This is a genomic window from Paucihalobacter sp. (assembly GCF_036825875.1).
Lineage (GTDB): Bacteria > Bacteroidota > Bacteroidia > Flavobacteriales > Flavobacteriaceae > Paucihalobacter.
Genome location: NZ_DAISXK010000025.1, coordinates 17,538 through 42,925, shown reverse-complemented (window position 1 = coordinate 42,925; position 25,388 = coordinate 17,538). Strand labels below are relative to the sequence as shown.

At 34.1% G+C, this 25,388-nt stretch carries 22 protein-coding genes and 1 other RNA gene; 14 read left to right on the top strand and 9 right to left on the bottom strand.

What is annotated here, in order from left to right; all coding sequences use genetic code 11:
• Positions 1 to 392: a transfer-messenger RNA gene (gene ssrA / locus V7Z48_RS08760) on the bottom strand; the annotation flags it as partial.
• A 163-nt stretch (positions 393 to 555) separates the two neighbouring features.
• Between ssrA and V7Z48_RS08755 the strand changes: the two genes are divergently transcribed.
• Positions 556 to 1,758, top strand: a complete 1,203-nt coding sequence (locus V7Z48_RS08755) for an NAD(P)-dependent oxidoreductase (RefSeq protein WP_334113034.1) — start codon at positions 556 to 558, stop codon at positions 1,756 to 1,758.
• A gap of 82 nt (positions 1,759 to 1,840) precedes the next feature.
• Here V7Z48_RS08755 and V7Z48_RS08750 read toward each other — a convergent pair whose 3' ends face one another.
• The gene (locus V7Z48_RS08750) at positions 1,841 to 3,199 is read right to left on the bottom strand and encodes an ATP-binding protein (RefSeq protein WP_334113033.1); all 1,359 of its coding nucleotides are present in this window, start codon (positions 3,197 to 3,199) and stop codon (positions 1,841 to 1,843) included.
• Between the two features lie 185 nt (positions 3,200 to 3,384).
• On the opposite strand from V7Z48_RS08750, the gene V7Z48_RS08745 reads away from it, so the two are divergent.
• Positions 3,385 to 3,828: a DUF1801 domain-containing protein gene (locus tag V7Z48_RS08745; protein WP_334113032.1), complete on the top strand. Its 444-nt coding sequence runs from the start codon at positions 3,385 to 3,387 to the stop codon at positions 3,826 to 3,828.
• A gap of 8 nt (positions 3,829 to 3,836) precedes the next feature.
• Here the strand turns inward: V7Z48_RS08745 and kdsA are convergent, their stop codons facing one another.
• Both kdsA and V7Z48_RS08735 read right to left on the bottom strand, forming a co-directional pair.
• The gene (gene kdsA / locus V7Z48_RS08740; RefSeq protein WP_334113031.1) at positions 3,837 to 4,655 is read right to left on the bottom strand and encodes a 3-deoxy-8-phosphooctulonate synthase; all 819 of its coding nucleotides are present in this window, start codon (positions 4,653 to 4,655) and stop codon (positions 3,837 to 3,839) included.
• 38 nt (positions 4,656 to 4,693) lie between these two features.
• Positions 4,694 to 5,053: a hypothetical protein gene (locus tag V7Z48_RS08735; RefSeq protein ID WP_334113030.1), complete on the bottom strand. Its 360-nt coding sequence runs from the start codon at positions 5,051 to 5,053 to the stop codon at positions 4,694 to 4,696.
• A gap of 201 nt (positions 5,054 to 5,254) precedes the next feature.
• Between V7Z48_RS08735 and typA the strand changes: the two genes are divergently transcribed.
• The 8 genes from typA to V7Z48_RS08695 all read left to right on the top strand — a co-directional run bounded on the left by typA (position 5,255) and on the right by V7Z48_RS08695 (position 14,391).
• Positions 5,255 to 7,054, top strand: coding sequence for a translational GTPase TypA (gene typA / locus V7Z48_RS08730; RefSeq protein WP_334113029.1), 1,800 nt, complete (start codon positions 5,255 to 5,257; stop codon positions 7,052 to 7,054).
• Between the two features lies 1 nt (position 7,055).
• On the top strand, positions 7,056 to 7,289 hold the full coding sequence (locus tag V7Z48_RS08725) for a uroporphyrinogen decarboxylase (RefSeq protein ID WP_334113028.1): 234 nt from the start codon (positions 7,056 to 7,058) through the stop codon (positions 7,287 to 7,289).
• Between the two features lie 74 nt (positions 7,290 to 7,363).
• The gene (locus V7Z48_RS08720; protein WP_334113027.1) at positions 7,364 to 8,812 is read left to right on the top strand and encodes an MBOAT family O-acyltransferase; all 1,449 of its coding nucleotides are present in this window, start codon (positions 7,364 to 7,366) and stop codon (positions 8,810 to 8,812) included.
• Positions 8,813 to 9,721 carry a hypothetical protein gene (locus V7Z48_RS08715; protein WP_334113026.1) on the top strand — a complete coding sequence of 303 codons (909 nt, stop codon included), beginning with the start codon at positions 8,813 to 8,815 and terminating at the stop codon, positions 9,719 to 9,721. It abuts the gene before it with no gap.
• Positions 9,722 to 9,738: 17 nt separating this feature from the next.
• Positions 9,739 to 10,689 carry a FemAB family protein gene (locus V7Z48_RS08710; RefSeq protein WP_334113025.1) on the top strand — a complete coding sequence of 317 codons (951 nt, stop codon included), beginning with the start codon at positions 9,739 to 9,741 and terminating at the stop codon, positions 10,687 to 10,689.
• Positions 10,686 to 11,789 carry a DegT/DnrJ/EryC1/StrS family aminotransferase gene (locus V7Z48_RS08705; RefSeq protein WP_334113024.1) on the top strand — a complete coding sequence of 368 codons (1,104 nt, stop codon included), beginning with the start codon at positions 10,686 to 10,688 and terminating at the stop codon, positions 11,787 to 11,789. The genes V7Z48_RS08710 and V7Z48_RS08705 overlap by 4 nt, the downstream gene beginning before the upstream one ends.
• Positions 11,790 to 13,097: an O-antigen translocase gene (locus V7Z48_RS08700; RefSeq protein WP_334113023.1), complete on the top strand. Its 1,308-nt coding sequence runs from the start codon at positions 11,790 to 11,792 to the stop codon at positions 13,095 to 13,097.
• Positions 13,098 to 13,107: 10 nt separating this feature from the next.
• A complete protein-coding gene (locus tag V7Z48_RS08695) occupies positions 13,108 to 14,391 on the top strand; it encodes an O-antigen translocase (protein WP_334113022.1) in 1,284 nt (427 codons plus the stop codon).
• A 35-nt stretch (positions 14,392 to 14,426) separates the two neighbouring features.
• Here V7Z48_RS08695 and V7Z48_RS08690 read toward each other — a convergent pair whose 3' ends face one another.
• Positions 14,427 to 15,302, bottom strand: coding sequence for a glycosyltransferase family 2 protein (locus tag V7Z48_RS08690; protein ID WP_334113021.1), 876 nt, complete (start codon positions 15,300 to 15,302; stop codon positions 14,427 to 14,429).
• A gap of 73 nt (positions 15,303 to 15,375) precedes the next feature.
• Between V7Z48_RS08690 and V7Z48_RS08685 the strand changes: the two genes are divergently transcribed.
• Both V7Z48_RS08685 and V7Z48_RS08680 read left to right on the top strand, forming a co-directional pair.
• A complete protein-coding gene (locus tag V7Z48_RS08685) occupies positions 15,376 to 16,479 on the top strand; it encodes a glycosyltransferase (RefSeq protein ID WP_334113020.1) in 1,104 nt (367 codons plus the stop codon).
• Complete coding sequence (locus V7Z48_RS08680) at positions 16,452 to 16,889, top strand: sugar 3,4-ketoisomerase (protein WP_334113019.1); 438 nt, start codon at positions 16,452 to 16,454, stop codon at positions 16,887 to 16,889. The genes V7Z48_RS08685 and V7Z48_RS08680 overlap by 28 nt, the downstream gene beginning before the upstream one ends.
• Here V7Z48_RS08680 and V7Z48_RS08675 read toward each other — a convergent pair.
• The 4 genes from V7Z48_RS08675 to V7Z48_RS08660 form a co-directional block, all read right to left on the bottom strand.
• Positions 16,872 to 17,816 (bottom strand): glycosyltransferase family 2 protein, encoded by a 945-nt coding sequence (locus tag V7Z48_RS08675; RefSeq protein WP_334113018.1) that lies wholly within the window; start codon positions 17,814 to 17,816, stop codon positions 16,872 to 16,874. The two genes, V7Z48_RS08680 and V7Z48_RS08675, sit on opposite strands and share 18 nt — an antisense overlap.
• A 12-nt stretch (positions 17,817 to 17,828) precedes the next feature.
• Positions 17,829 to 18,710, bottom strand: coding sequence for a glycosyltransferase family 2 protein (locus tag V7Z48_RS08670; protein WP_334113017.1), 882 nt, complete (start codon positions 18,708 to 18,710; stop codon positions 17,829 to 17,831).
• A gap of 5 nt (positions 18,711 to 18,715) precedes the next feature.
• The gene (locus V7Z48_RS08665) at positions 18,716 to 19,402 is read right to left on the bottom strand and encodes a cell division ATP-binding protein FtsE (RefSeq protein ID WP_334113016.1); all 687 of its coding nucleotides are present in this window, start codon (positions 19,400 to 19,402) and stop codon (positions 18,716 to 18,718) included.
• A 199-nt stretch (positions 19,403 to 19,601) separates the two neighbouring features.
• Positions 19,602 to 20,210 carry a hypothetical protein gene (locus V7Z48_RS08660; protein WP_334113015.1) on the bottom strand — a complete coding sequence of 203 codons (609 nt, stop codon included), beginning with the start codon at positions 20,208 to 20,210 and terminating at the stop codon, positions 19,602 to 19,604.
• Between the two features lie 351 nt (positions 20,211 to 20,561).
• Here V7Z48_RS08660 and V7Z48_RS08655 point away from each other — a divergent pair, with 351 nt between their 5' ends.
• Together V7Z48_RS08655 and V7Z48_RS08650 are read left to right on the top strand one after the other, a co-directional pair.
• Positions 20,562 to 23,585: a tetratricopeptide repeat protein gene (locus V7Z48_RS08655; protein ID WP_334113014.1), complete on the top strand. Its 3,024-nt coding sequence runs from the start codon at positions 20,562 to 20,564 to the stop codon at positions 23,583 to 23,585.
• Positions 23,586 to 23,609: 24 nt separating this feature from the next.
• The gene (locus tag V7Z48_RS08650; RefSeq protein ID WP_334113013.1) at positions 23,610 to 25,337 is read left to right on the top strand and encodes a TonB-dependent receptor; all 1,728 of its coding nucleotides are present in this window, start codon (positions 23,610 to 23,612) and stop codon (positions 25,335 to 25,337) included.
• The last annotated feature ends 51 nt before the right edge of the window (positions 25,338 to 25,388 follow it).

The window sequence follows — 25,388 nt, the reverse complement described above, 5'->3', positions numbered from 1 at the left end:
GTGGAGTCGGAGGGATTCGAACCCTCGTCCAAACAAGTAACAAAGTAGCTTTCTACACGCTTAGTTTTTTCATAGTTTTCGTTTGTAGGCTGATTAAAAACACTCTACCTACAACTTAGCTTCTTAATCTCGAAAGGGCATCAAAGCGCTACCCAATCTTAGTTAATTTTTACGATGCCTCTTGGCGGAACGCCACCAACCAAGGCTTTCCAGAGACATTTAGCTTTCTACCCTAGGCAGACAAGGCTCATCCTACTGTGATTCGGATTAAGCAGCTAAAGCGTAGTTATCTTCGCCGTTTAAAATGTTGACCTAGCCTTTTACGTGTTTCAAAGTCATTACACGACGTGCTTACCAGTTTATTAATCTCGCTGTCAAAACCAGTCGACCCCTTAAAAGAACATTTTAAATCACTTAACAACCTGCTATGGTTGAAAAGCGGGTTGCGAAATTACAAAAAAACTTGCGCAACCTTTTAAATCTCTTACTTTTGTTCAAAAATTATTCCAAATTAATTTCTCAGCACTTTTGTCAGTTATTAAACCTAATGTCAATATGAAATTTGCCATCATCACCGAACGTAAAAATCCACCCGACCGCCGTGTGGTCTTTTCACCCGAAACCTTATTAAAAGCCAAACAACAATTTCCAAAAGCCAAATATGTTGTAGAGCGTTCTGATATACGAATATTTCCTGACGAAGCTTATCAAAAACTGGGCTTTGAAGTTGTGGAGGATGTGTCAAACGTCGATATTATGATTGGAGTGAAAGAAGTGCCTATATCAGCATTAATTCCTGATAAAACCTATTTCTTTTTTAGTCATACTATAAAAAAGCAGCCTTATAATCTCAACTTGTTACGTGCAATTTTAGAAAAAAATATCACACTTTACGACCATGAAACATTGGTAGATGAGCGCAACAATCGCCTTATTGGTTTTGGCAGATACGCGGGATTGGTTGGTGCATATAATGGTTTTAGAGGTTTAGGGTTACGTGATAAATTATTCAATTTGACCAAGGTTGAAACCTTAGCAGATTTAGAAGCGGTTAAATCTCAACTGGATAAGATCAGCGTCCCTACCATTAAAATCTTACTAAGTGGCACAGGAAAAGTAGCCCAAGGTGCCAAAGAGATTTTAGACCATTTGAACATAAAAGAAATTTCTCATGCACAATATCTCACAATGAATTTTAGCGAACCTGTTTATTGTATGATTGATGTGATGGAATACAACAAGCGCAAAGATGGAAAGGTAGGAGAGCGGTATGAATTTTATAAAAACCCAAGTAGCTACGAAAGTAATTTTATGCCCTTTGCTAAAGAAACCGATTTTTTTATAGCAGGCCATTTTTACGGGAATAATGCACCATTTTTATTTTCTCGCGAAGACGCCAAATCGCCAGATTTTAAAATCAATTTGGTGGCCGATATCTCTTGTGATATTGATGGTCCGGTAGCGAGTACCATTAGGCCTTCAACCATTGCAGAACCTTTTTACGGCTATAACCCACAAACTGAAAAGGAAGTGGCTTTTGATGCCAAAGACGCTATTACAGTGATGGCTGTTGATAATTTGCCATGTGAATTACCCAAAGATGCCAGCGAAGGTTTTGGCGATGTATTTTTAGAGCGCGTATTGCCAGCTTTTTTCAACAATGATAAAGATGGTGTTTTAGAGCGTGCAAAAGTCACCGAAAACAGAAAGCTAACACCGCGTTTTGCTTATTTGCAGGATTTTGTGGATGGGAAGTAATATGTGATTAATGCAAAATAAAGTTTTAGTGCAATACATGTTCTGATTTCTAATAAAATATTTTTCTCCTTAGTTCAATTCTTTATTTATAATTATCAATAAAATAAGCGATATATTCAGGTAATTTATTTCCTAAGTAATAGGGCAAATTCATGAGTAAATATGGTTTCTTGAGAACTGCTGTTTGTTGTTTTTCAATGTTAAATGTACCTGCATACATCCGTATGGCATATGGATGTGTTGAATTTTCTACAAATTGATGTAATGATTTAAGTTTACCTTCCTTGCCAGACTTAATTTCAATAGGAATAATTTTATCGTTAAATTGCACAATCAAATCTACTTCTGAAGAAGCTTGAGCTTTTTCTCTTACCCAAAAATTGGCTTGTTTATAATGCAATGTATTTAGTGACATTAATTCTTGTGTAATTAAGTGAGGAATTATAGCTCCTTTGTAAGCGGTATTAAAATCATCTAATGCCATCATTTCTGCTTGGATACTCAATTCATAATTTACCAATCCCGTATCTAAGAATTGAAGTCGAGGGGATTTTTTTGTATCGGGAATTATGGGCGGTGTTGTATTGGTAGCTGGATAAATAAGCTGAATGATTCGCGCATCATTAAGATTACGCATGGCTTCACCCACTTCACGAGATTTATAATTTGAATTTCCGAAATTCTGAAATTTAATACGCTGGTCTATATACAAATGCGCAACATTTATAATATGTTTAATTATTCGAGCATCTGTTGCATTTTGGGCATATTTTTCTACGTCACTTTTATAGGTAGCCCATATACTTTCATAAACTTTTGGTAAATCGGACACACTTTGAGTTGTTAGGAACATTTTTACAACTTCGGGCATTCCTCCAATAATTGCATATTCATGAAACAACTTTATTAAAATAGGATGTGCATGCTTTTTTACAGGAATTGTGTCAATGGCTGCCAATGCAGCTATATGTTTTTTGGCTTCTATGTATTCTATAAAATTTAGTGGATGAATATAGATAAATTCGACTCTGCCTACGGGGAAACTTTTTACTTTTTGCATCACCTGCTCCAGTAATGAACCGGCTGCTATGATGTGTAATTCAGGGACATCTTCGTAAAAGTACCGCAATAAAGCGATAGTTTCTGGCGACTCTTGTATTTCATCTATAAAAAGTAGCGTTTGCGCTTTTTGATTGGAGGGAATGTTGTACGTAGTAAGCAAAGCGTCCGTAATAGTTTTGGCATCTTTAAAATCTTTAAAATAACGTAAATCTGAAACACGTTCTAGGTTGAGCGTTATACTATGCAAATAGGTTTTGGAAAAATATTGAACCAAAGTGGTCTTTCCAACCTGGCGTGCACCTCTTACAATAAGAGGTTTTCGATTTTTGCTAGATTTCCATTCCTCTAGCTTCTGATATATATGTCTTTTGAAGTTCATATTTATGCTGAGTTATTCGGTATAATGTAACAGAATAAGGGTAAATATATATAATATTTGTAACAAACTAAAGGTAAAAATGTAAAAATTTTGTAACGAAATCAATGTAAATTGTTTGAAGACGTATCAATTTACAAAAAATTTCCTTCAGACCTCACCGGTTTCAAAAACCTGTAAGGTCTGTTATGATAGCCATAAAATCTATTCAATTATTTTTTAACTTCGTCTCAGGTTTAATATTTATATGTATTAACATTTTGAAACCAGCCGAAGCCTACATATTACAACAAGCAGAACCTTTTAGGTCGATATTATTGAACCTTCAGGCCATCATTGAAGCGACCTTACCCGAAGCTAATTTACTGTATAAATGGCGATTGCCTTTTTACTACAATGGAAAGTTGCCAGTTTGCTATTTAAATCAATCTAAGAATTATGTGGATTTAGCCTTTTGGCATGGCGACAAGTTAGAAATGTATCGCGAACATTTTATAACCACCAACCGAAAAGCTGTAAGCTCACTTCGATATTTTCGGGTTGAAGATATTAATGATGAGGTGGTGATTTATGTACTGCAACAGCAATTGGAAATTAATTCAAATCCGTTTAAAATGATTTCAAAAAACTAGAGTAAAAATTAGAAGTTTTGAATTGTTTTCCTAATCGCCACCAATCTAGACAGTAATTCTTCAAGCTGAGATAAATCCAGCATATTAGCGCCATCGCTTTTCGCATTTTTAGGGTCGAAGTGGGTTTCTATAAATAAACCGTCCACATTGTTAACCACACCAGCGCGGGCTATGGTTTCAATCATTTCGGGTCGGCCGCCAGTAACACCAACAGATTGATTGGGTTGTTGTAACGAATGGGTGACGTCTAAAATCGTCGGCGCGTATTGTCGCATGGTGGGAATGCCTCTAAAATCAACAATCATATCCTGATAGCCAAACATAGTGCCGCGGTCGGTTATCCAAGCATGTTGATTTCCTGAATCCTGTACTTTAGCCACAGCATGTTTCATGGCTTCCGGACTTATAAATTGTCCTTTTTTAAGGTTGACCACTTTGCCTGTTTTGGCTGCGGCTACTACCAAATCGGTTTGGCGCACCAAAAAGGCCGGAATCTGTAATACATCCACATATTCGGCCGCCATGGCTGCATCACTAATTTCGTGAATGTCGGTTACGGTAGGAATATCAAAAGTTCGAGACACTTTTTGAAGAATCTTTAAAGCTTTTTCGTCACCAATTCCTGTAAAACTATCAACACGGCTGCGGTTGGCTTTTTTAAAACTTCCTTTAAAGACATAAGGAATTTTTAATGCATCAGTAATAGCCACAACTTTTTCTGCAATGCGTAAGGCCATGTCTTCACCTTCAATAGCGCATGGTCCTGCTAAAAGGAAAAAGTTATTAGCATTGGTGTGTTTGATCTTTGGGAGTGCTTCGAAATTCATTATAATATCTTCAAAAATTTAAAGCACAAAGATACAGATTATATGTTTCTATGCAGACTGTTTTTTATAATCCATAAGGCCATAAAAAAATTGGTAACTACAATGAGGCCGCCATAAAATAAAAATGATAAAACCGATTGGTTAATGTTTATTAATCCTATTAAGTCTGAAAGATATGCCAGAATCATATATGAGGATAGACAAACAAAAACAATTCCTAAAGTTCGGTTAAGTCTTTCGTTTGGTCTAATGACCTGCCATAAAAATGGAATTCCAAATAATAAAATAGGATAGGCCGAAATACCGTTGCTGCGATTGACGTCGGTAAACCAAAACGCAGTAATGGCAATAAAGTATAAATACGGAATAAATTTTGCATACTTAACAATTGTATTCATGGCTGTAATTTTTTAAAATTAAACACTGCATTGTTTGCAGAAACCTGTAAACTACCAAGGATGGCTGGTTAATTGGTATTTACTATTAATCAATTTATTAACGCAAGAAGAAAGCCAAAATTACCATAACATTAAATTATAACATATAATTAACCAAATGACAAATAATAGCGTACCTTTGCGCGCTTAAAATCGGGCATTATGACCAAAATAAAAAACATCGCAATTATTGCACACGTTGACCACGGTAAAACAACTCTGGTTGATAAAATCATGTACCACTGCCAATTGTTCAGAGACAATCAAAACACAGGTGATTTAATTCTAGACAACAACGATCTAGAACGCGAACGTGGCATTACCATTACTTCAAAAAACGTTTCGGTAGTTTATAAAGACACTAAAATTAATATCATTGACACCCCTGGTCACGCCGATTTTGGAGGTGAAGTAGAACGCGTTCTTAACATGGCCGATGGTGTGTTGCTATTGGTTGATGCTTTTGAAGGCCCAATGCCGCAAACGCGATTTGTATTACAAAAAGCTATTGATTTGGGGTTGAAACCTTGTGTGGTTATTAATAAAGTTGATAAAGAAAACTGTACACCAGAAGAAGTTCATGAGGCCGTTTTTGATTTGATGTTTGAACTAGGTGCAGAAGAATGGCAACTCGATTTTCCAACTGTTTATGGCTCTGCTAAAAACAATTGGATGAGTGACGATTGGAAAAAGGAAACCACCAATATAGAACCTTTGTTAGATATGGTTGTAGCGCATGTTCCTTCACCTAAAATTGAAGAAGGTAATACCCAGATGTTAATCACCTCTTTAGATTATTCATCGTTTACTGGAAGAATTGCCATTGGCAGATTGCAGCGTGGTGTTTTGAAAACCGGTATGAATATTTCTTTGGTGAAACGCGATGGTAAAATCACCAAATCTAAAATAAAGGAATTACATATTTTTGAAGGATTAGGTCGAAGAAAAGTAGATCAAGTTGAAGCTGGTGATATTTGTGCGTTGGTAGGATTAGAAGGATTTGACATAGGTGATACCATTGCCGATTTCGAAAATCCTGAGGGTTTAAAAACCATTGCCATTGATGAGCCCACAATGAGTATGTTATTTACTATTAACGACTCGCCATTTTTTGGAAAGGACGGAAAATTTGTGACTTCAAGACACCTTAAAGATCGTTTGACCAAGGAATTAGAAAAAAACTTGGCCTTACGAATGGAAGAAACCAATAGTGCCGATAAATTTATGGTGTTTGGCCGTGGCGTATTACATTTATCAGTTTTAATTGAAACCATGCGTCGTGAAGGTTACGAACTTCAAATTGGTCAGCCACAAGTTATCATCAGGGAAATTGATGGTGTTAAGTGTGAGCCAGTAGAAGAAATGACCATCGATTTGCCAGAACAAGTATCAGGTAAGGCGATTGAAATGGTGACCATAAGAAAAGGTGAAATGCTAAGCATGGAAACCAAAGGTGAGCGTATGATTGTAAAATTCATGGTGCCTTCAAGAGGTATTATCGGATTGAGAAATCAGTTATTGACCGCTACTGCTGGTGAAGCTATTCTATCACACCGTTTTAAAGAGTATCAACCCTTAAAAGGTGGTATACCAGAACGTCAAAATGGTAGTTTGGTGTCTATGGAAAATGGTCAAGCTATTCCGTATTCTATCGATAAGTTACAGGATCGCGGTAAGTTTTTCGTAGATCCAGGAGAAGATATTTACGAAGGTCAGGTTATAGGCGAAAATTCTCGTGGCGATGATATGACGGTAAACGTTACTAAAACTAAAAAATTAAGCAACGTTCGTTCCTCAGGAGCTGATGATAAGGCGCGTATTGTGCCTGCTATCAAATTTTCATTAGAAGAAGCTCTAGAATACATTCAAAAGGATGAATACGTTGAGGTAACACCTAACCACATTCGCTTGCGTAAAATATACTTAAAAGAAGTAGACAGAAAACGCAATAAATCTATGTAATATGGAATTTCTAGGCGTTGCACTTACCGAATGGGTTGGCTATTTAGCATCGGCCGTTTTGTTGGTGTCGTTTACTATGAAAGATATAAGAAAACTGCGTATGGTCAATTCGGCTGGCGCAGTTTTATTCGTTGTATATGGTTTCATGCTCAGCACCTCATGGCCAATTGTGATTACCAATGTGGCTATTTTGGGCATCAATATTTATTATTTGAGTAAGAAGAAGAAGAAGTAGAAAATGTATATTTACTTTGTAAATGCTGATAAGTTTATTTTAGCTTATTTTGCGTGATGGAATAAATATCTTCTATGCTTTTTAACTCCTTAGACTTCGCTGTGTTCCTGCCAATAGTGTTTGGTATTTATTGGGCTCTAAGAAATTACCCTTTACGGATTCAAAACACATTTTTACTTTTAAGTAGCTATGTGTTTTATGGCTGGTGGGATTGGCGTTTTTTGCTACTTATTGCATTTAGCACATTAACCGATTTTATAATTGGAAATCAATTATCTAAGAGTGAAAATAAAAATTTACGTCGTTGGCTTCTTGCTCTAAGTTTAATAATAAATTTAGGCATTTTAGGCTTTTTTAAGTATTTTAATTTCTTTATCGACAATCTAAATGGAGTATTTTCGCTGTTTGGTAGTGATTTAAGCTTTAGAGGCCTCGAACTTATTTTGCCAGTTGGTATCAGTTTCTACACCTTTCAAACCTTGAGTTATACCATTGATATTTATAACAGAAAAATTTCAGCTACTAAAAACATAATTTCATTTGCCAGTTTTGTTAGCTTTTTCCCGCAGTTAGTTGCAGGACCAATTGAGCGCGCCAAACATCTATTGCCACAATTCGAAAACAACAGAAGATTTAGCAGACAAAAAGCTACCGATGGCTTGCGTCAAATACTTTGGGGTTTATTTAAAAAAATGGTTATTGCCGATCAATGCGCGATTTTTGTTGAGTTTTGTTTTAATAATCCAACTGAACATTCTGGAAGCACGCTGGCATTGGGCGCTTTCTTTTTTGCAATTCAAATTTATGGTGATTTTTCAGGATATTCCGATATTGCCATCGGTACTGCAAGACTTTTCGGTTTTGATTTGATGAGAAATTTTAACTTTCCCTATTTTTCAAGAAATATTGCAGAGTTTTGGCGCCGCTGGCACATTTCACTTTCAACCTGGTTTAGGGATTATGTTTATATTCCGTTAGGCGGCTCTAAATCTTCAAAATCAAAAGTTGTTAGAAATATATTTGTCGTGTTTTTAATTAGTGCTTTATGGCATGGTGCTAACTGGACTTTCGTGGTTTGGGGCGTGATTCACGCTTTGTTTTATATACCGCTACTCTACATAAAAAGCACGCGAAGCTTCACCAATACAGTCGCCGAACATTCAATTTTACCAAGCCTAAAGGAATCGTTTTTAATGATTGTTACGTTTTTAATTACCACCATGGCTTGGATCTTTTTTCGGGCCGAAAGTGTTGCTTTGGCAATCGAATATTTATTGGCCATTTTCTCAAAGTCACTGTTTAGTATTCCGAAATTTTCAAATTCTATGGCAGCGGTTATCGCTTTGTGTTTTATTCTATTTATGTTTGTGGTAGAGTGGTTGGCCCGTTTTCATAATTATGGATTAGAAAAATTTGCCTTAAGTTGGAAACGGCCTTACCGATGGGCGTTTTATTATGCTTTAATTGCTTGTCTATTATATTTTTACGGGAATCAGCAAGAATTCATCTATTTTCAATTTTAAATGAAAGGATATCTCAAACATTTTTTTATTTTTTTATTGCCAATTGTTATCGTTTTTATTGGTATGGAGTTTCTATTGCGCAATATTCCAAACAGTTATCAGTTCAAGGCCGATTTCATGCAAAAAAACGCGCAGGATATTGAAGTTTTGATTCTTGGAAACTCACATTCATTTTATGGCGTTAATCCTAAATATTTAGAAGATTCAGCCTTCAATTTAAGTCATGTATCTCAATCTCTTGAAGTAGATTTGGCGACTTTACGTGCTTATTTGCCAGAAATGAAACAATTAAAAAAGATAGTTTTACGTTTGTCCTACGATACTCTTTTTGAGGTTTTATCAGAGACAGATGAATCTTGGCGTTATAAAGATTACCGTTTATATACGGATGTTGATTTAAATTATAAAATCACACATTATTCCGAAGTTTTAAGTGTGAGTTTAAAAGAAAACATTAAGAGATTAAATAATTTTTATGTAAAAAATATTGATGCTTTAAATTGCAATGTTTACGGTTGGGGAAATGACGCCAGTTCGGTTTTATCGAAAGATTTAATATCAACTGGACCAAAGGTGGCAAAAAAACATACCGCCGAAACTAATTTCTTTTTAAGCCAAAATCTTAAAAGTTTGAATGATATTATAGAATTATGTCAACAAAACTCAATTGAAGTAATATTGGTTACCTTTCCGTGTTATAATTCATACACCGAAAATTTAAATGAATATCAATTAAAAACAACAATAGAAACCGGTGAAAATATGGATAGGGTTTTTAAAAATTGCACGTATTTAAACTTTATGAATGATGATCGGTTTAAAGCTGAACATTTTTTTGATGCAGATCATTTAAATGATAAAGGAGCAAAATTATTTTCAGAAATATTAAACACACAGCTCAGCCAATAAAGTACTATTTTTGAAACATGACAAAGTATCATATCCAAGATTATAAATCTCAAAATTTTGCACTTTGGAATCAATTTGTTCAGAATTCTGAAAATGCGACTTTTTTATTCGAAAGAGATTTTATGGAATACCATAGCGATAGATTTGTAGATGCGTCGTTTATGATTTTTCAAGATGATGAGCTTATTGCAATTTGTCCTGCCAATAAAAATTCAACCTCGCTTTATTCACATCAAGGTTTGACTTATGGAGGCATAGTATTTAAAGACACGTTCAATTTAAATGATATGCATTCGGTTTTAATCACTGTATTTTCATATTTAAAAACTGGCGGCTATTCTGATTTTGTAATGAAAAGTATGCCGGCATTTTATGGCGATAATCAACTCTTAAAGTTCAAGCATCAACTCATAAAAAACAAAGCTAATACTGTAAGAACTGACATGGTTTTGGCCATAGACTACAATAAGCCTTTAGCCATTCATAAAACAAAATTAAAGCATTATCAAAAAAATTTATCTACTGGTTTTGAAATAAAAGAAACTAATGATTTTTCTGATTTCTGGGATGCTATCTTGACACCAAGGTTACTGGAAAAGCACAATGCCATACCAGTACATTCACTTGAAGAAATCACCTATCTTAAATCGAAATATCCTAGAAATATCAAGCAGTATAATTTGTATTTGGATGAAGAATTATTGGCAGGAATTACCTTATTTGACACCGGAAAAGTGGTAAAATCCCAATATGGAGCGACCTCCCTTAATGGCGAAAAGACAAGAGCGATAGAATTTTTATTTTTGCATCTCATTTATAAATATCAGGAAAAGGAGAGAAGCTTCTTTTCAATGGGAACTGTCACCGAACAAAATGAATTAGGTTATAATCAAGGGTTGTTAAAGCAAAAAGAAGAATTGGGCTGCGACTTGTATTTGCAAGATTTTTTAAGTTTAAAAATATCATGATCAAATTTCTAGACCTTCAAAAAATAAACGCTCCATACAAAGCACAATTTCAACAGAAGTTGGAAACTGTGATTAACAATTCGCAATACATTTTAGGCACTGAAGTTGCTGAATTTGAATCAAATTTTGCTAAATTTTGCGGTACTACTTTCTGTTTAGGAACCGCCAATGGTTTAGATGCACTTTCACTTATTTTAAAAGCCTATATTCATCTTGGAAGGTTACAGGTTGGTGATGAAGTGCTTGTTCCAGGAGTAACTTTTATAGCCACAGCGCAAGCCGTTGTGAATGTTGGCTTAGAACCAGTTTTTGTTGAGCCAGATGCTTTAAGTTATAATGTGACTGCTGAAACTTTAGAGCCCCAGATCAACTCAAATGTTAAAGCAATAGTTGTGGTTCATGTTTATGGCCAACTGGCCGATATGCCATCTTTAGAAGCATTGGCCTCGAAACATAATTTATTACTGATTGAAGATGCAGCGCAGGCACATGGTGCGGTTTGTCCAAGCAATGGAAAAAGGGCAGGAAGTTTTGGAAATGCAGCAGCTTTTAGTTTTTATCCCACAAAAAATTTAGGTGCTTTGGGTGATGCAGGTGCTATTACAACCAATGATTTAGCCTTATATGAATGTGTGCGAAAAATGCGCAATTATGGCAGTAGTGAAAAATACAGACACGAAATATATGGCGTAAACAGTAGGTTAGATGAAATTCAGGCTGCTTTTTTAAATGTGAAATTACCGTTTTTGGATGTTGCAAATTCAGCCAGACAATCCATTGCTGCAAGGTATTTAAATGAGGTGAAAAACGACAATATAAAACTTCCAAAAATTGCACATAAAAATGCTCATGTATTTTATGTATTTGCAATTCGCGTTGCAAATAGACCCGATTTTTCAGCTTACCTTGAGGCCAATAAAATAGAATATGTGATTCATTATCCAACACCTATTCATAAGCAAATAGCATTTTCAAAATATAAAAACTTAAATTTGCCGATAACAGAAGCCATTCACGCCTCTGTTGTGAGTATTCCAATTTCCCCAATAATGGAATACGAACAAGTTAGCGACGTTATTAAGGCTTTAAATGCGTATTAATTGAAAAACCTGTTAACCTACATCGACAATCATGTTTTAATTAAAGCAGCAAAACTTAATACCATTGTTGTTTTTTTAAAAATTATCTCTGGGATTGCTATTTCCAAAGCCATTGCTGTTTTTATTGGTCCGGAAGGTTTTGCCTTAATTGGCAATGTTAGAAATCTACTTAAAGCGATTCAAACCTTCTCTATTCTAGGGATTTACAACGGATTGGTGAGTTCCATTAGTAAAGTGAAAGATAATGTATATGAATTAAGTAAAACAGTTTCAACAGCCTATTACATGGGCTTTTTCACAACCATGCTACTTGCTTTTTTCTGTTTTTATCAAGCCGATCTCATTAATAGTTGGATTTTTCCACGTCGCTATAATTACGCTTATATCATCAAAATTTTAGGCTTAGCCTTGCCATTTTACGCCTTAAATATGTTTAGCTATGCCATCATGAATGGCTTTGCTAAGTATAAAATGATGATGGTTATCAATATTTTAGGACAAGTAGTTGGTCTGTTAATTACCTTATTGTTAATCTGGCGCGAAAACATTGATGGTGCTTTAGTTGCGGTAGTAATTACACCATCGCTAACCTTTTTAATTACCGTAGTAGGATTTTCGAACCAGCGCAGTTTGGCTTCCGAGATTAAAATAAAAAACATCGATCTTAGCATCTTAAAAAAGTTCGGACCCTACGCAATTATGGCTTTAGTAACGGCCATTGCTTTGCCATTAACCTATATTGTTATTAGAAATTATATTATAGCAAATGTAGGTTTTAAAGAGGCTGGATATTGGGAAGCGATGAATAGAATTTCGGATTATTACTTGATGTTCGTCAATTCTATTATGGCTTTATACATCATCCCTAAATTCAGAAATATTGATGGCAAGGAAGCTTTTAAAGCTGAGGTCAAAAACTTTTATTTAAGTTTTCTACCTTATGTGATGATGGGCCTTGCTGTTATTTATCTTTTTAGACCGTTAATAGTGCAATTGGTTTTTACCAGCGAGTTTCAACCTGTTGAAGATTTATTCTTATGGCAAATTTTAGGTGATTTGGTTAAGGTGCTTTCTACCGTGATTGCTTATCATTTTTTGGCTAAGAAAATGTTTTGGCATTTTATAATTATTCAGGTATTTCTCTTTGTTATTTTATATTTTTCATCCGTGATGCTTATTGATAATTTCGGACTAAAAGGCGCCGTTATGGGACATTTTGTTGCTTATCTGCTACAATATGGTATCATACTTCTTATTTTTAGCAGTGCTATTTTTGGCGTGTTATCAGATGAGGAACAGGAGCTATAATATTTGATCAGTGAAATTACCATCCTTTATAAAAAACAATACGGTTTTAAAGATTACGTCTTTAAATTCAGCTGTAATTGTTGTAAGACTGGTTATTTCATTAATCGTTCAGCACTTTCTGGCACTTATAGTTAAAGAAGCTGGTATTGCCAAGGTTGGTCAGTTACGCAACGTGTTGGCCATGCTCACGAGTTTTACCACCTTAGGCGTGTTTAGCGGTGTTGTTAAGTATGTGTCACAATACAAAACAGATCAACCAACGCTTCAGAAATTATTTTCTACCAGTGCTGTTTTTGCATTATTTGGGTCTGTAGTTTCAGCCATTGTTTTGTTTGTTGGTGCAGATTATTTTGCTTTAACGCTTTTAGACGATATAGGACTAAGTTTTTTATTCAAAATCATTGCCTTAACGGTGCCTTTTATAGCGATTCAACGCATTTTTTATGCTGTAATTAACGGACTTTCAGATTATAAAAAGTACGCCAAAATTGAGTTAATCAGTTATATTTTAGCAACCTTGGTGTTGCTCTTCGGATTGTTCAATTATAACATAACTGGTGTTTTGGTTGCTATAGCTTTGGGTCCGATTATTCAATTGATCGTATTATTGTTGATTTTTGGTGGTGTTTTAAAAGAATATGCTCATTTTAAGGAACTTAAATTCGATTTATCTTTTAAAAATCAATTACTTGCCTTTACGCTCATGTCGTTTGTGTCAACCATTTTGCTCAACTATGTTGAATTAGATATCAGAACGGTAATCAAAGATAAAATTAGCGTAGATGAAGCCGGCTATTGGACTGCCATCAATTTTATATCTAAAAATTATATGGTGTTTTCTACGGGATTATTCACTTTGTATGTATTACCGCGTTTTGCTGCTATTAACAATCAGGTTGATTTCACTAAAGAAGTGTTTCATATCTATAAAACCATCTTACCAATATTTGGAGTTGGAATGCTTTTAATATATTCGTTTAGAGATTACATCATTCAAATTATTTACCCTGAATTTACGGGAATGTCACCCTTATTTAAATGGCAACTTTTAGGAGACTTTGCGCGTTTGGCTGCCTTAGTCATTGCACATCAATTTCTTGCCAAAAGGATGGTAAAAAGCTTTGTGATTACTGAAATTGTGTCCTTAGCAAGTTTTTACATTTTATCTATGATCTTAATAAAACAATTCAGTACGGAAGGTGTGGTGATGGCGCATTTTTTTAGATGTGTTCTTTATTTTTTTATTGTAGTGATTGCAGTATTTTACTTTTACAGAAATAACCAAAGGCATTAATTTTATTATGAACAGCCAATAAAGGATTTGCTATATTATTTTAAATTTAAGTTCAACTTTAAAGAGATTTCTAATAAAAGATATTTCAGTGCTAAGAGCAAATTGTAATTTTTTAAAGATTTTTTCATTTCGTTTCGAACCCTCTTTATTAGGGCTTTATTTTCCGATTTATCTCTGTTAAGGTGGTAGGCTTTTCTTAAAATAATGTAGACCGATCTGTTTAGACGTTTCGAAAACTTGTTTAAAGGTTTGTTAAATTGGTTACTTAAAGATGAAGCTATTATCCTTTTTTTTACAATGATTTCATCCACATAATTAAAAGGATAATTTCGAGAAGCTCTAATCCATATATCTAAATCTTCGTACAATAAAGATTCGTCGTAGCCACCTAAACTATCAATCACCTTTGTTTTTATCATAGATGCAACCGAATTAATTTTTAAGGTCTGGCTGATAATACTTTTATATAAATCGCCAGATTTGCCTTCGTGGTCTGACGTGTAATAATTTTCAATAAAATTATTATGCCCATCAATGAGTGCTGCATTACCATAAGCGATGGCAATGTTTTCGTGTTGGTTAAAAACTGAAATTAAAGTTTCAACAGCGTTTTCCATAAGTATATCGTCTGCAGCTAAATCGATGATATAATCGCCTTTAGATAAGGCTTTTGCTTTATTAAAAGATTTTGTAACTCCTAGATTTATTGTATTTAGCAAAAATTTTACTTGTGGAAATTGTTTTAACCAGTTTTTAATTACCAAAGCGGAATTATCACCACTACAATCATCTACTATTATAATTTCAATAGGTTTAAAGGTTTGTTCAATTATAGAGTTAAGCGCTTGTGTCACATAACTTTCATGGTTGTAACAAATACATATAACTGTTACCAATGGTTTTTTATTCATTTTATATACATAACTTGCACGTAATTAATAGGCCGTTTTTCTGGCTTGTAGCTTTAATTTCAATTTTGCATTGATGCACAAAAATAGTTCAAAAAAGAAGTCATCTAAACTCAAAGTTGCTGTAATATGTATTTCGCTTGCAAAAGGCGGTGCAGAAAAATCAACCGCAATGTTAACTAAAATGTTAGATGATAATGGTATGGATGTTCATGTTGTAACAATTACCGATGCAATAGCATATGAGTATGCAGGTACTCTAGTTAATTTAGGAGAGTACAAGAGTGATAATGACGGATTATTAAAACGTTTCAGTTATTTAAAAAACTTAAAAAAATATCTAAAAGTTCACAATATCGATGTTGTAATAGACAATAGAACTAGAAGTCAGTGCATAAAAGAGTGGTTTTATCTTTATTACGTTTATTCGAGTGTTACAATAATTTATGTGGTAAGGAGTGCTTTTCTGTTAAATTATTTTCCGAAATGTAATTGGTTGGTTAAAAAAATGATAGACCGAAGTTATAAAATTGTTGCTGTTTCTAAGAGTATCGCAGAAGACATAAATTTAAAATATGGTAAAAAGAAGGCGGTACATATTTATAATCCTGTTACATCTAATATTATTGAAAAAGAACATATTACGGAAAAATATATAATTTTTTTAGGAAGAATTGATAATCATGCAAAAAATTTCGAACTACTTTTAGATGCCTATCGCGAATCAAAACTTTTTGAGCATAATATTGTTTTAAAAATCTATGGTAACGGACCTGATGAAGCATGGTTGAAATCAAAAATTGAGTTCTTTAATTTGGAGGCCTGTGTTAAATTATTCAATTTTGAAGTTGATGTTACACCAATTTTAAAAAGCGCTCATTTTTTGGTACTCACAAGTAATTACGAAGGTTTTCCGAGAGTTCTCATTGAAGCTCTGTCGTGTGGAACACCAGTTATTTCGGTTGATTGCAAAAGTGGCCCAAATGAAATAATAAAGCATGAACACAACGGGCTTTTAGTAGAAAATCACAATGCTGAGGCGCTCACAAACGCATTTAATCGTTTTATATTTGACTCAGCATTATATAATAGTTGCAAGAATAACGCACAGGCTAGTGTTGTTCAGTTTAATCAAGAAATTATCGCAAAACAATGGCAGGAATTACTAACGCAAATTTAAATTCAATTGACAAAGTTGAATTAATAAATATTCCTAAAATTTCGGATCCAGAGGGTCGCGGAAATTTATCAGTAGTAGAAAATAACACCTTACCTTTTGAAGTACGTCGTGTTTATTATTTGTACGATGTGCCAAGTGACGCTTCTCGAGGCGGTCATGCTCACATCGCATTAGAACAATGCCTTGTTGCCGTTAGTGGTAGCTTTGATGTCGTGCTTCACGATGGAAAAAACAAAAAAATCATACATCTTAATAAGCCAAATAAGGGACTAGTAATTCCTAGCGGTATTTGGCGTGAGCTTGAAAATTTTTCATCAGGTTCGGTATGCTTGGCCTTGGTTTCTGCCGTTTATGACGAGTCCGATTATATCCGAAATTTTGAATCCTTTAAATTATTTAAAGGCGGTTAAGTAAATACCTTTATTTTGAAGCATTTTTTTAAAATTTAAAAGTTGAATCAGCATTTTTACAGGTAATTTCAAAATTAAAATCTGTTTTTTATTAAGGTTCTTCAAATCAATTTTTTGATGATACCATTTAAAAGTTTTTAAATCACCTGCTATCTTATATTGAATTGCAATTGAAAATCTAAAGACATCTAAATATTTTTTTAAACTTAAATTTGCTTTGGCTTCTTCGTTGTATGAATCAAGATTGATAAAATTTCTTAGTTGTATTTTGGTATTAGATATTCTATTTTCTGCATCCATTTTATGAATAGCTGTGATTTCTTTAGTAAAAACCAAAGGTGATCTAAGCGCTGCCCTAATCCATAAATCGCTGTCTTCGCCAGCACCATGGGTGATTTTTGAATCGAAGTGCCCAATGTTTTCAATGAAAGCCTTTTCCATCACTACTGCCGATGTCCATGCCAAACAATCTACTGTGCTGTTTGCGAAAAAATCTACCACAGGTCCACGATTAAAATTGGTATTAAATAATGGTGAAAACATTTTTACTAAATGACTCTCTGAAAATTGTTTCAAATATGATGCGGCAAACCAGTGATGTTTTGGAAAATCAATAATTAGGCGATTAATTATTTCTAAATGGTTAGGAAGCCATAAATCGTCTGCATCTAAAAAGGCTATAAAAGGTGCATTTGATAATGCTATTCCAATATTACGAGTTCTGGCAACCCCTTCGTTTGGGTTTTTAATTATTTTTATTCGATTGTCAGTAAATTGCTGTGCAACTACTAAACTTTTATCGGTTGAACCATCATCAATAATTATAACTTCATAATCAATAAAAGTTTGTTTTAATACACTTTCTAAAGTTTTGTAAATTTCCCTTTCCTTATTGTAGAGCGGTATGACAACTGTAAATTTTGGCATAGCAATTCTAATTTATTGATGAAGCTTTGCGTAAATATATAATCTGTAAAAGTCAAACAATAATAATGAGGGATTGTTGCTATTCAAATTTTTTAAAACGGCACCTTCAATTAATTTTATTAAACTGATATAAAATGAATTTAATTTATAGCGATGAAGCCATTTGTATGCTTTTTGAATTGGTCGATAATTATCGGGTATTTTACCTGATGTTTCAAACTTATAAAGACTGTGCAGTCCTTTTATGGTTTTTGATATAAATGCTTTGTTTTCTTCTAATCCAAGATGAATGATTGGGTTATCAATATGAATAACTTTAGCCTTCAATTTTTCTAAATTTTGTGCAAAAAGCACATCAACACCATAAACGTTTTTATAAAAATTATTTGCTTGTTGGAACAACTGCTTTTTAATCAAAATACATTGTGATATGATAGAAAGGTAAGGCATTTGTTCTCTCTCCTTAATAGTTTTTGCTTCTCGAGCCTTGCCATATTTCCATCTTAGTATTTTATTACAGTCTGGAGGTTTTTGGCTGTAGGTAATTCCTCCAAAAACTACATCAGCCGTTTGCTCGCTGATGTTAAATTGGTCGATAAAGTTGTCATTTTTAGGTAATACATCAGCGTCCAAAAACAACAAATAATTAAATTTTGCCATATTTGCTAGCGTTTGTCGTGTTGCTGTCCTACCTAAGTTTTCTGGATTAGAATGATAAATGCATGGTGGGTTTTTGCACAATGCATTATTTGCTACAATAATATTATTATCAGTTGAAGCATCATCTAATACAATGATTTCGTATTTAAAACGAACTTGGTTTAATTGAGATAAAAGTTGTTTAATCAGTTCCGTGATGTTGTAATTATATGTAGGAATCAGTACCGATAACATAAAGTTTATTTACTAGTTCGCTGCACCACCTCAAATACCTTATTATTGTCGCATTTCATGGTTTTGCTAGGGTATTTTAGCAATAAGGCATAATCGTGAGTCGCCATTAAAATAGTATTGCCATTTTTGTTGATGTCTTGCAAAACTTCCATAACCTCTATACTGGTTTGTGGATCAAGGTTTCCCGTGGGTTCATCGGCAAGTATTAACTCTGGATCGTTCAATAAAGCTCTTGCTATGGCAATTCGTTGTTGTTCACCTCCCGAAAGTTCATGGGGAAATTTAAAGCCTTTTGTTTTCATGTCAACTTTTGAGAGAACGTGTTCAATGCGTTGGGCAATTTCAGATTTATCTTTCCAACCTGTAGCTTTGAGCACAAATTCCAAGTTATTGTTCACCGTTCGATCGGGTAATAGCTTAAAGTCCTGAAAAACAACGCCTAATTTTCGTCTTAAAAATGGAATGTCCTTTTCTTTTAGTTCACGTAAATTATGATCAACAATAAAACCATCGCCTTCCGTAAGCATTAAATCGCCGTAAAGGGTTTTCATAAAGCTACTTTTGCCACTGCCAGTTTTTCCTATAAGATAAACAAAATCACCTTTTTGCATTTCAAAATTAATATTTTGAAGTACCATGCTGTCGCCTTGGTAAATGGTTGCATCTTTAAGTTGTAATATAGTATCGGCCATTGAGATTGATGTGAATTGAGAATTGTAAAAGTATTATTATTGTGTCAATTAAAAAAGTTTTCAAAATTCAGTAATAGTTATACTGAATTTATGAAACGAGCGCGCCCTTCTAAAATTGCGCTTCTTAAGGTACTGTGTTTTTCTCTTATTTCTGAAAAGCCGCTAAAACTAATTCTTGTTTTAAAATGAAACGACCGACTTATTCAGTTTTATTTAAGCCTTTTTTCACTTGAAAAAACAGTTCAACTATAGCAATAAACATCATGGTATAAGCCACTAATTCTACCGTTTCTTCTGAAATACGTTCCACCTGATATAAATAATTATCACCCATTACAGCCCTCCAACTTGACGGTTTGCCATAATAGCGTGTAAACACATGTAAATTGGCTAAGGCAATCAATAAAATACCGAAGCCAAGTGTGTTTCTAACTGAATTGGTTTGTTCGATAAAAGATTTAAATTTCTTTATTAAAATGGCGCCTGAAATAATTATCAATACCACCACAAACGGGAACCAGCCTATTGAAGGAAAATGAGAATCAAACCAGGCATCATGTTCTCTTATCAAATGGGCTGTGATGAATAGACTTAGAATTGCCATGAAAACTTGATGCGATTTATTTGTCAAAACTGATAAAAATCCAATGATTATAATAACAAATAAAATTATATGTTGTGAAACTTCTATAACATCGTTTTCATTGGCGCTGCCATTTTTAAAATCTAATTCTATTAGTATGGAGCAGCCGAGCATTATTAAAGCATACGCAACGAATCGTAAAAAAGTGAATAGGAAGGATTTCATGTGATTATTTTTTAAGTTGGTTTAGGTTTGAACTTTGGTTCGTACTTTGATGTTTCTTAAACAAGTTCGGGCGTGTTTCGAAATTTTTATAATTGTAAATAAACTTTCATTTATTGATCAAACAATATTGGTCAAATTTGCAAGGATTTATTTTTTCAACGGCAAAAGTATTATTTCTAAAACAATATTCAAATTCTGGATCATGTTTTAAGATTTCCATTAAAATGACTTTGTAAAATTTTTAGTAAAATAGTTTATAATTATAGCACAAAACCCACGTTATAGTGTTTAAGATTCGACTATTTTTGAACCTACAACCAATTGATAGTACTAAATAAGAAACCATTGTATATGTATAAATATAAAATCTCGTTTTGTTTTATTTTAATTCTTTCTGTAAATGTGATTTTTGCCCAACAATCCGCTGTCTTCACAAATGATTGGTCTGATTACCAAAGGGCGGTTCATTTATATAATGAGGAACAATACCAATCGGCGCAGTTGCTGTTTAAAACAGCACAAGACAAAGCAACTTCTCAGGTTATTAAATCGGATTGTGCCTATTACATTGCCAATAGTGCAGTGCGCTTAAATCAGCAAAATGCCGAGCAACTGGTTTTAGATTTTGTGGAAACTTATCCAACTTCAACCAAACGAAATACAGCTTTTTTAGATATTGGCGATTATTATTTTAAAACAGGCAAATATGCTTACGCAAGAAAATGGTACGATAAGGTTGATGAAGCTGGTTTAAATTTTAATGATAAAGAAGCATTTAATTTCAATTACGGCTATGCCAACTTTACAACTGGCAATAAGAAGGATGCACAAAAATACCTTCAACGCGTTACAACCTCAAAAACCTACGGCTCGCAGGCCAAATATTATATTGGTTTTATGGCCTACGAAGGTGACGATTATAACACTGCAAATACCTATTTTGAACAAGTTAGTGACAATGAAAAATACAAAGAAAAGCTTTCCTATTATCAAGCCGACCTCAATTTTAAACTCGGAAAGTTTGAAGAAGCCATACAACTTGCAAAACAACAATTGCCAAAAAGTAAGCCAGAGGAAGTTTCTGAACTTTCAAAAATAATTGGTGAAAGCTATTTTAATTTAGAACAATACAACGAAGCCTTGCCATACCTTAAAGCCTATAGAGGTAAAAAGGGAAAATGGAACAATACCGATTATTATCAGCTGGGCTATACCTATTACAAGCAAAATGACTTTGAAAGCGCCGCTTCAGAATTGAATAAAATCGTGGGTGGAAATAATGCTGTGGCTCAAAATGCTTACTATCACTTAGGTGAAAGTTATATCAATTTAGCTAAAAAGACCGAAGCTTTGAACGCCTTCAGAAATGCTTCAGAAATGCCTTTTGATGCAACCATAAAAGAAGATGCTTGGCTTAACTATGCCAAAATTAGTTACGAAATTGGTAATCCATACCAATCTGTTCCACAGGTATTAACAGGTTATTTAAACGCCTATCCAAAAACGTCCTATCGCGATGAAGTTGAAAGTTTGCTGATTGATTCGTATATCACCTCAAAAAATTACAAAGAGGCTTTAGAATTATTGGAGAATAAAAAGAGTTTCGTAAATAAGGCAGCGTTACAAAAAGTAGCTTTTTACAGAGGAATTGAGCTTTACAATGAAAACAATTATTCGCAAGCTTTAGTTATGTTCAAGAAATCGATAGTTGAAACCGTGGACCAGCAAGTGAATGCCCGTGCCTTATTTTGGAAAGCCGAAACCGAGTACCAGCTCAATAATTATAATGAATCTCTCATTAGCTTAAAACAATTTCAGCAATCATCTGAAGCAAGTAAAACCCCTGAAATTGAACAACTAGATTACAGTTTGGCCTACGTTTATTTTAAGTTGAAAAATTACGAGCAAGCCACAAGATATTTCAGTAAATACATTAAAAATCAAAATAAGGAATCTTTAAAACTGAACGATGCCTATTTAAGATTGGGTGATGGATATTTTGTGACTTCTAATTATTCCGAAGCAATCAAAGCCTACGATAAGGCAGCTAAAATTAATAATATAGAATCAGACTACGCAGCTTTTCAAATTGCAATGAGCAATGGTTATATAGGCAAAATACCTCAGAAAATTGATGGCCTGAAAAGCTTTATCAGCACTTATAAATCTTCAGGATTGCGTGACGATGCAATGTATGAGTTGGCGAATACTTATGTGAAAATCAATGAAACTAATTTAGCCATTGATTTGTACGATCAGTTAAATTATGAATATAAAAACAGTGTATTTATTTCAAAATCTATATTACGTCAGGGATTGGTGTATTATAACCAAAACGATACCAGCAAGGCACTTACAAAATTTAAGAAAGTAGCAGCAGATTATCCCAATTCTGAAGAAGCCAACCAAGCAGTAGCTACAGCGCGATTAATTTATATAGACTTAGGAGAAGTGAATGCTTACGCGCAATGGGTAAAAACGTTAAAATATATTGAAGTTTCTGATGCTGAGTTGGATAATACAACTTACTTAGCTGCCGAAAAGCAGTATCTAGATGCCAACGTAGATAATGCCATCAAACAATTCAACAATTATATAAATAGTTTTCCCAACGGATTAAATGCCTTAAAAGCGCATTTTAATTTGGCTCAATTGTATTACGGTAAAGATTTATTCGTCAACGCAAAACCGCATTACGCCTATGTTTTAGAGCAAAATAACAATGAGTATTCTGAGCAATCTATGGTGAAACTTTCGGAAATTTATTTAAATAAATCTCAGTGGAAAGATGCCTTATCTGTTTTAGAGCTCTTAGAAACTTCGGCAAGCTATCCGCAGAATATTGTGTTTGCACAGTCCAATTTAATGAATGCGTATTACCAACTAAAAAATTATAATAATGCAGTTTCTTATGCCGAAAAAGTATTAGCAAAAGTTGGAGGAGATACTAAAATTAAAAACGATGCGCAAATCATAATTGCACGTTCGGCCGTTGCCCTCGATGATATGCAAAAAGCAAAATCGGCCTATGCAAATTTAGAAAAAACGGCCTCGGGTACGCTAGCCGCAGAGGCTTTGTATTATAGCGCATACTTTAAAAATGCAGAAGGCAACTACGAAGCCTCAAATATGGTAATTCAAAAACTCGCAAAAGATTATTCAAGCTATAAACTATACAGCGCCAAAGGTTTGGTGCTGATGGCGAAAAATTATAACGCACTAAATGACACCTTTCAAGCGACTTATATTTTGGAAAGTGTGATTAAAAATTTCACCGAGTTTAGCGACGTTGTTTTAGAGGCGCAAACCACTTTACAATCTATCAAAGAAACTGCTGCCAAAACAAATGCTTCAGTAGAAACTACTAAAAACTAACATACAAAAATCAAGTACCATTATATGCAAAAGCAAACCTTTTATACCTTTCTTTTTATTTTGATGTTTACTGCATTTTCTTTCGCTCAAGATCGAAAAACCGACACCATCGATGCGCAATCTGTAAATGTTGTAAAGCCTTATACACCAACCATATCCGATGCCTTTAAAATAAAAGAAATACCTATTTTAAATGAAGACGACAATCTTAAAAAGCAAGTAGTTAAGTATAATATATTTTCAATTCCTGTGGCTTCAACCTTTACACCTGCAAAGGGAAAAGCAGCCGAAGTTGACAAACAAAAACAACAAAAGCTTTATGATAATTATGCCTCTTTAGGCGTGGGAAGTTATACGAGTATATTAGGAGAATTATACATTAATCACGAACTAATTAGAGGAGAAAATGTTGGCGGTTCGTTTTCTCATCATTCATCACAAGGTGGAATTGATGACGTGTTGCTGGATGATTCATTTTCAAAAACAGGTTTATCAGCTTATTTCTCTAAGGCTTTGCGAGACTACGATTGGAAAGTTGAAACGGCATATGAACGAAATACTTTCAACTGGTATGGATTGCCGCAGCCTTTTTTTAATGAAGCCAATTCGGGCGGTATCGATCCAGCCCATACTTTTAACAATTTAAGTGTGAACGGAACACTTAATTTTAGCGATGCTGTTGTAAATAGTGCTTCAGTATTATTCAGAAGATTTAGCGACGATCGTGGTTCCGCAGAAAATAGATTTGTAGCAAAAAGTGGTTTCGATATTCCTATTAGTGGCGAAAGTATTGCATCGGAACTGAAAATCTATTTTTTAAAAGGTGGTTTTGACAATGATTTTTTCGGTAGTCAAGAGCTAAAATATGGAAATGTAAACGTAGGGCTTAAATCGGCCTATCAACTTGAACAAGATGATTTAACTGTTGATTTAGGTGCTAATCTGGTTTATTTAAATGATACTGAAGGCGGTAAAAATAAATTTTATATCTATCCAAATATAATGGCATCCTATCGTCTGGTAAGTGATGTTGTGATTGCTTATGCCAGCATTACCGGTGATTTGGTTCAAAATACGTATTCAGATTTTTCTGATGCCAATCCGTTTGTATCTCCAACATTAAATATCGCGCCAACCGATCAAACTTACAATGCCAGTATTGGAATGAAAGGAAAATTGAGTAACGCCGTTAGTTATAATGTAAACGGAAGTTATTTGGACGAAAAGGTAAAACCGTTATTTAAGGCAAATAGTGTAGTTACGGGAGCAACACAAGATTATCAAAATGGAAATTCATTTGGGATAATTTACGACGATGTACGAACCTTTTCGGTTTTAGGTCAATTGTCGTTTGACATCAACAGAAATATCAATTTGATTATGCAAGGGGAATATTTTAGTTACAAACTCACAACACAAGCAGAAGCTTGGAACCTTCCTGATTTAAAAGCTTCGGCTATTTTGAATGCCCAAATTGACGAAAATTGGTTTGCAGGTGCTAGCTTGTTTTTTACAGGAGAGCGTAAAGATGAATTTAGGGTAGATGGTACACTTTTACCAATGGAACCCGTGACAGTAACATTAGACAGCTTTTTAGATGCAAATTTACATGTTGGTTATAGAATTAATCAGCAACTTTCAGTTTTTGGAAAGGTGAATAATATATTTAATAATGATTATCAGAATTGGAGCAATTTTCCAGTGCAAGGTATTCAGGTTTTGGGAGGTGCTACTTATCAGTTTGATTTCTAGTATTCCTTTATTCCTGCGATCCCGATAGCCATCGGGAGGAATCCCGTTGTT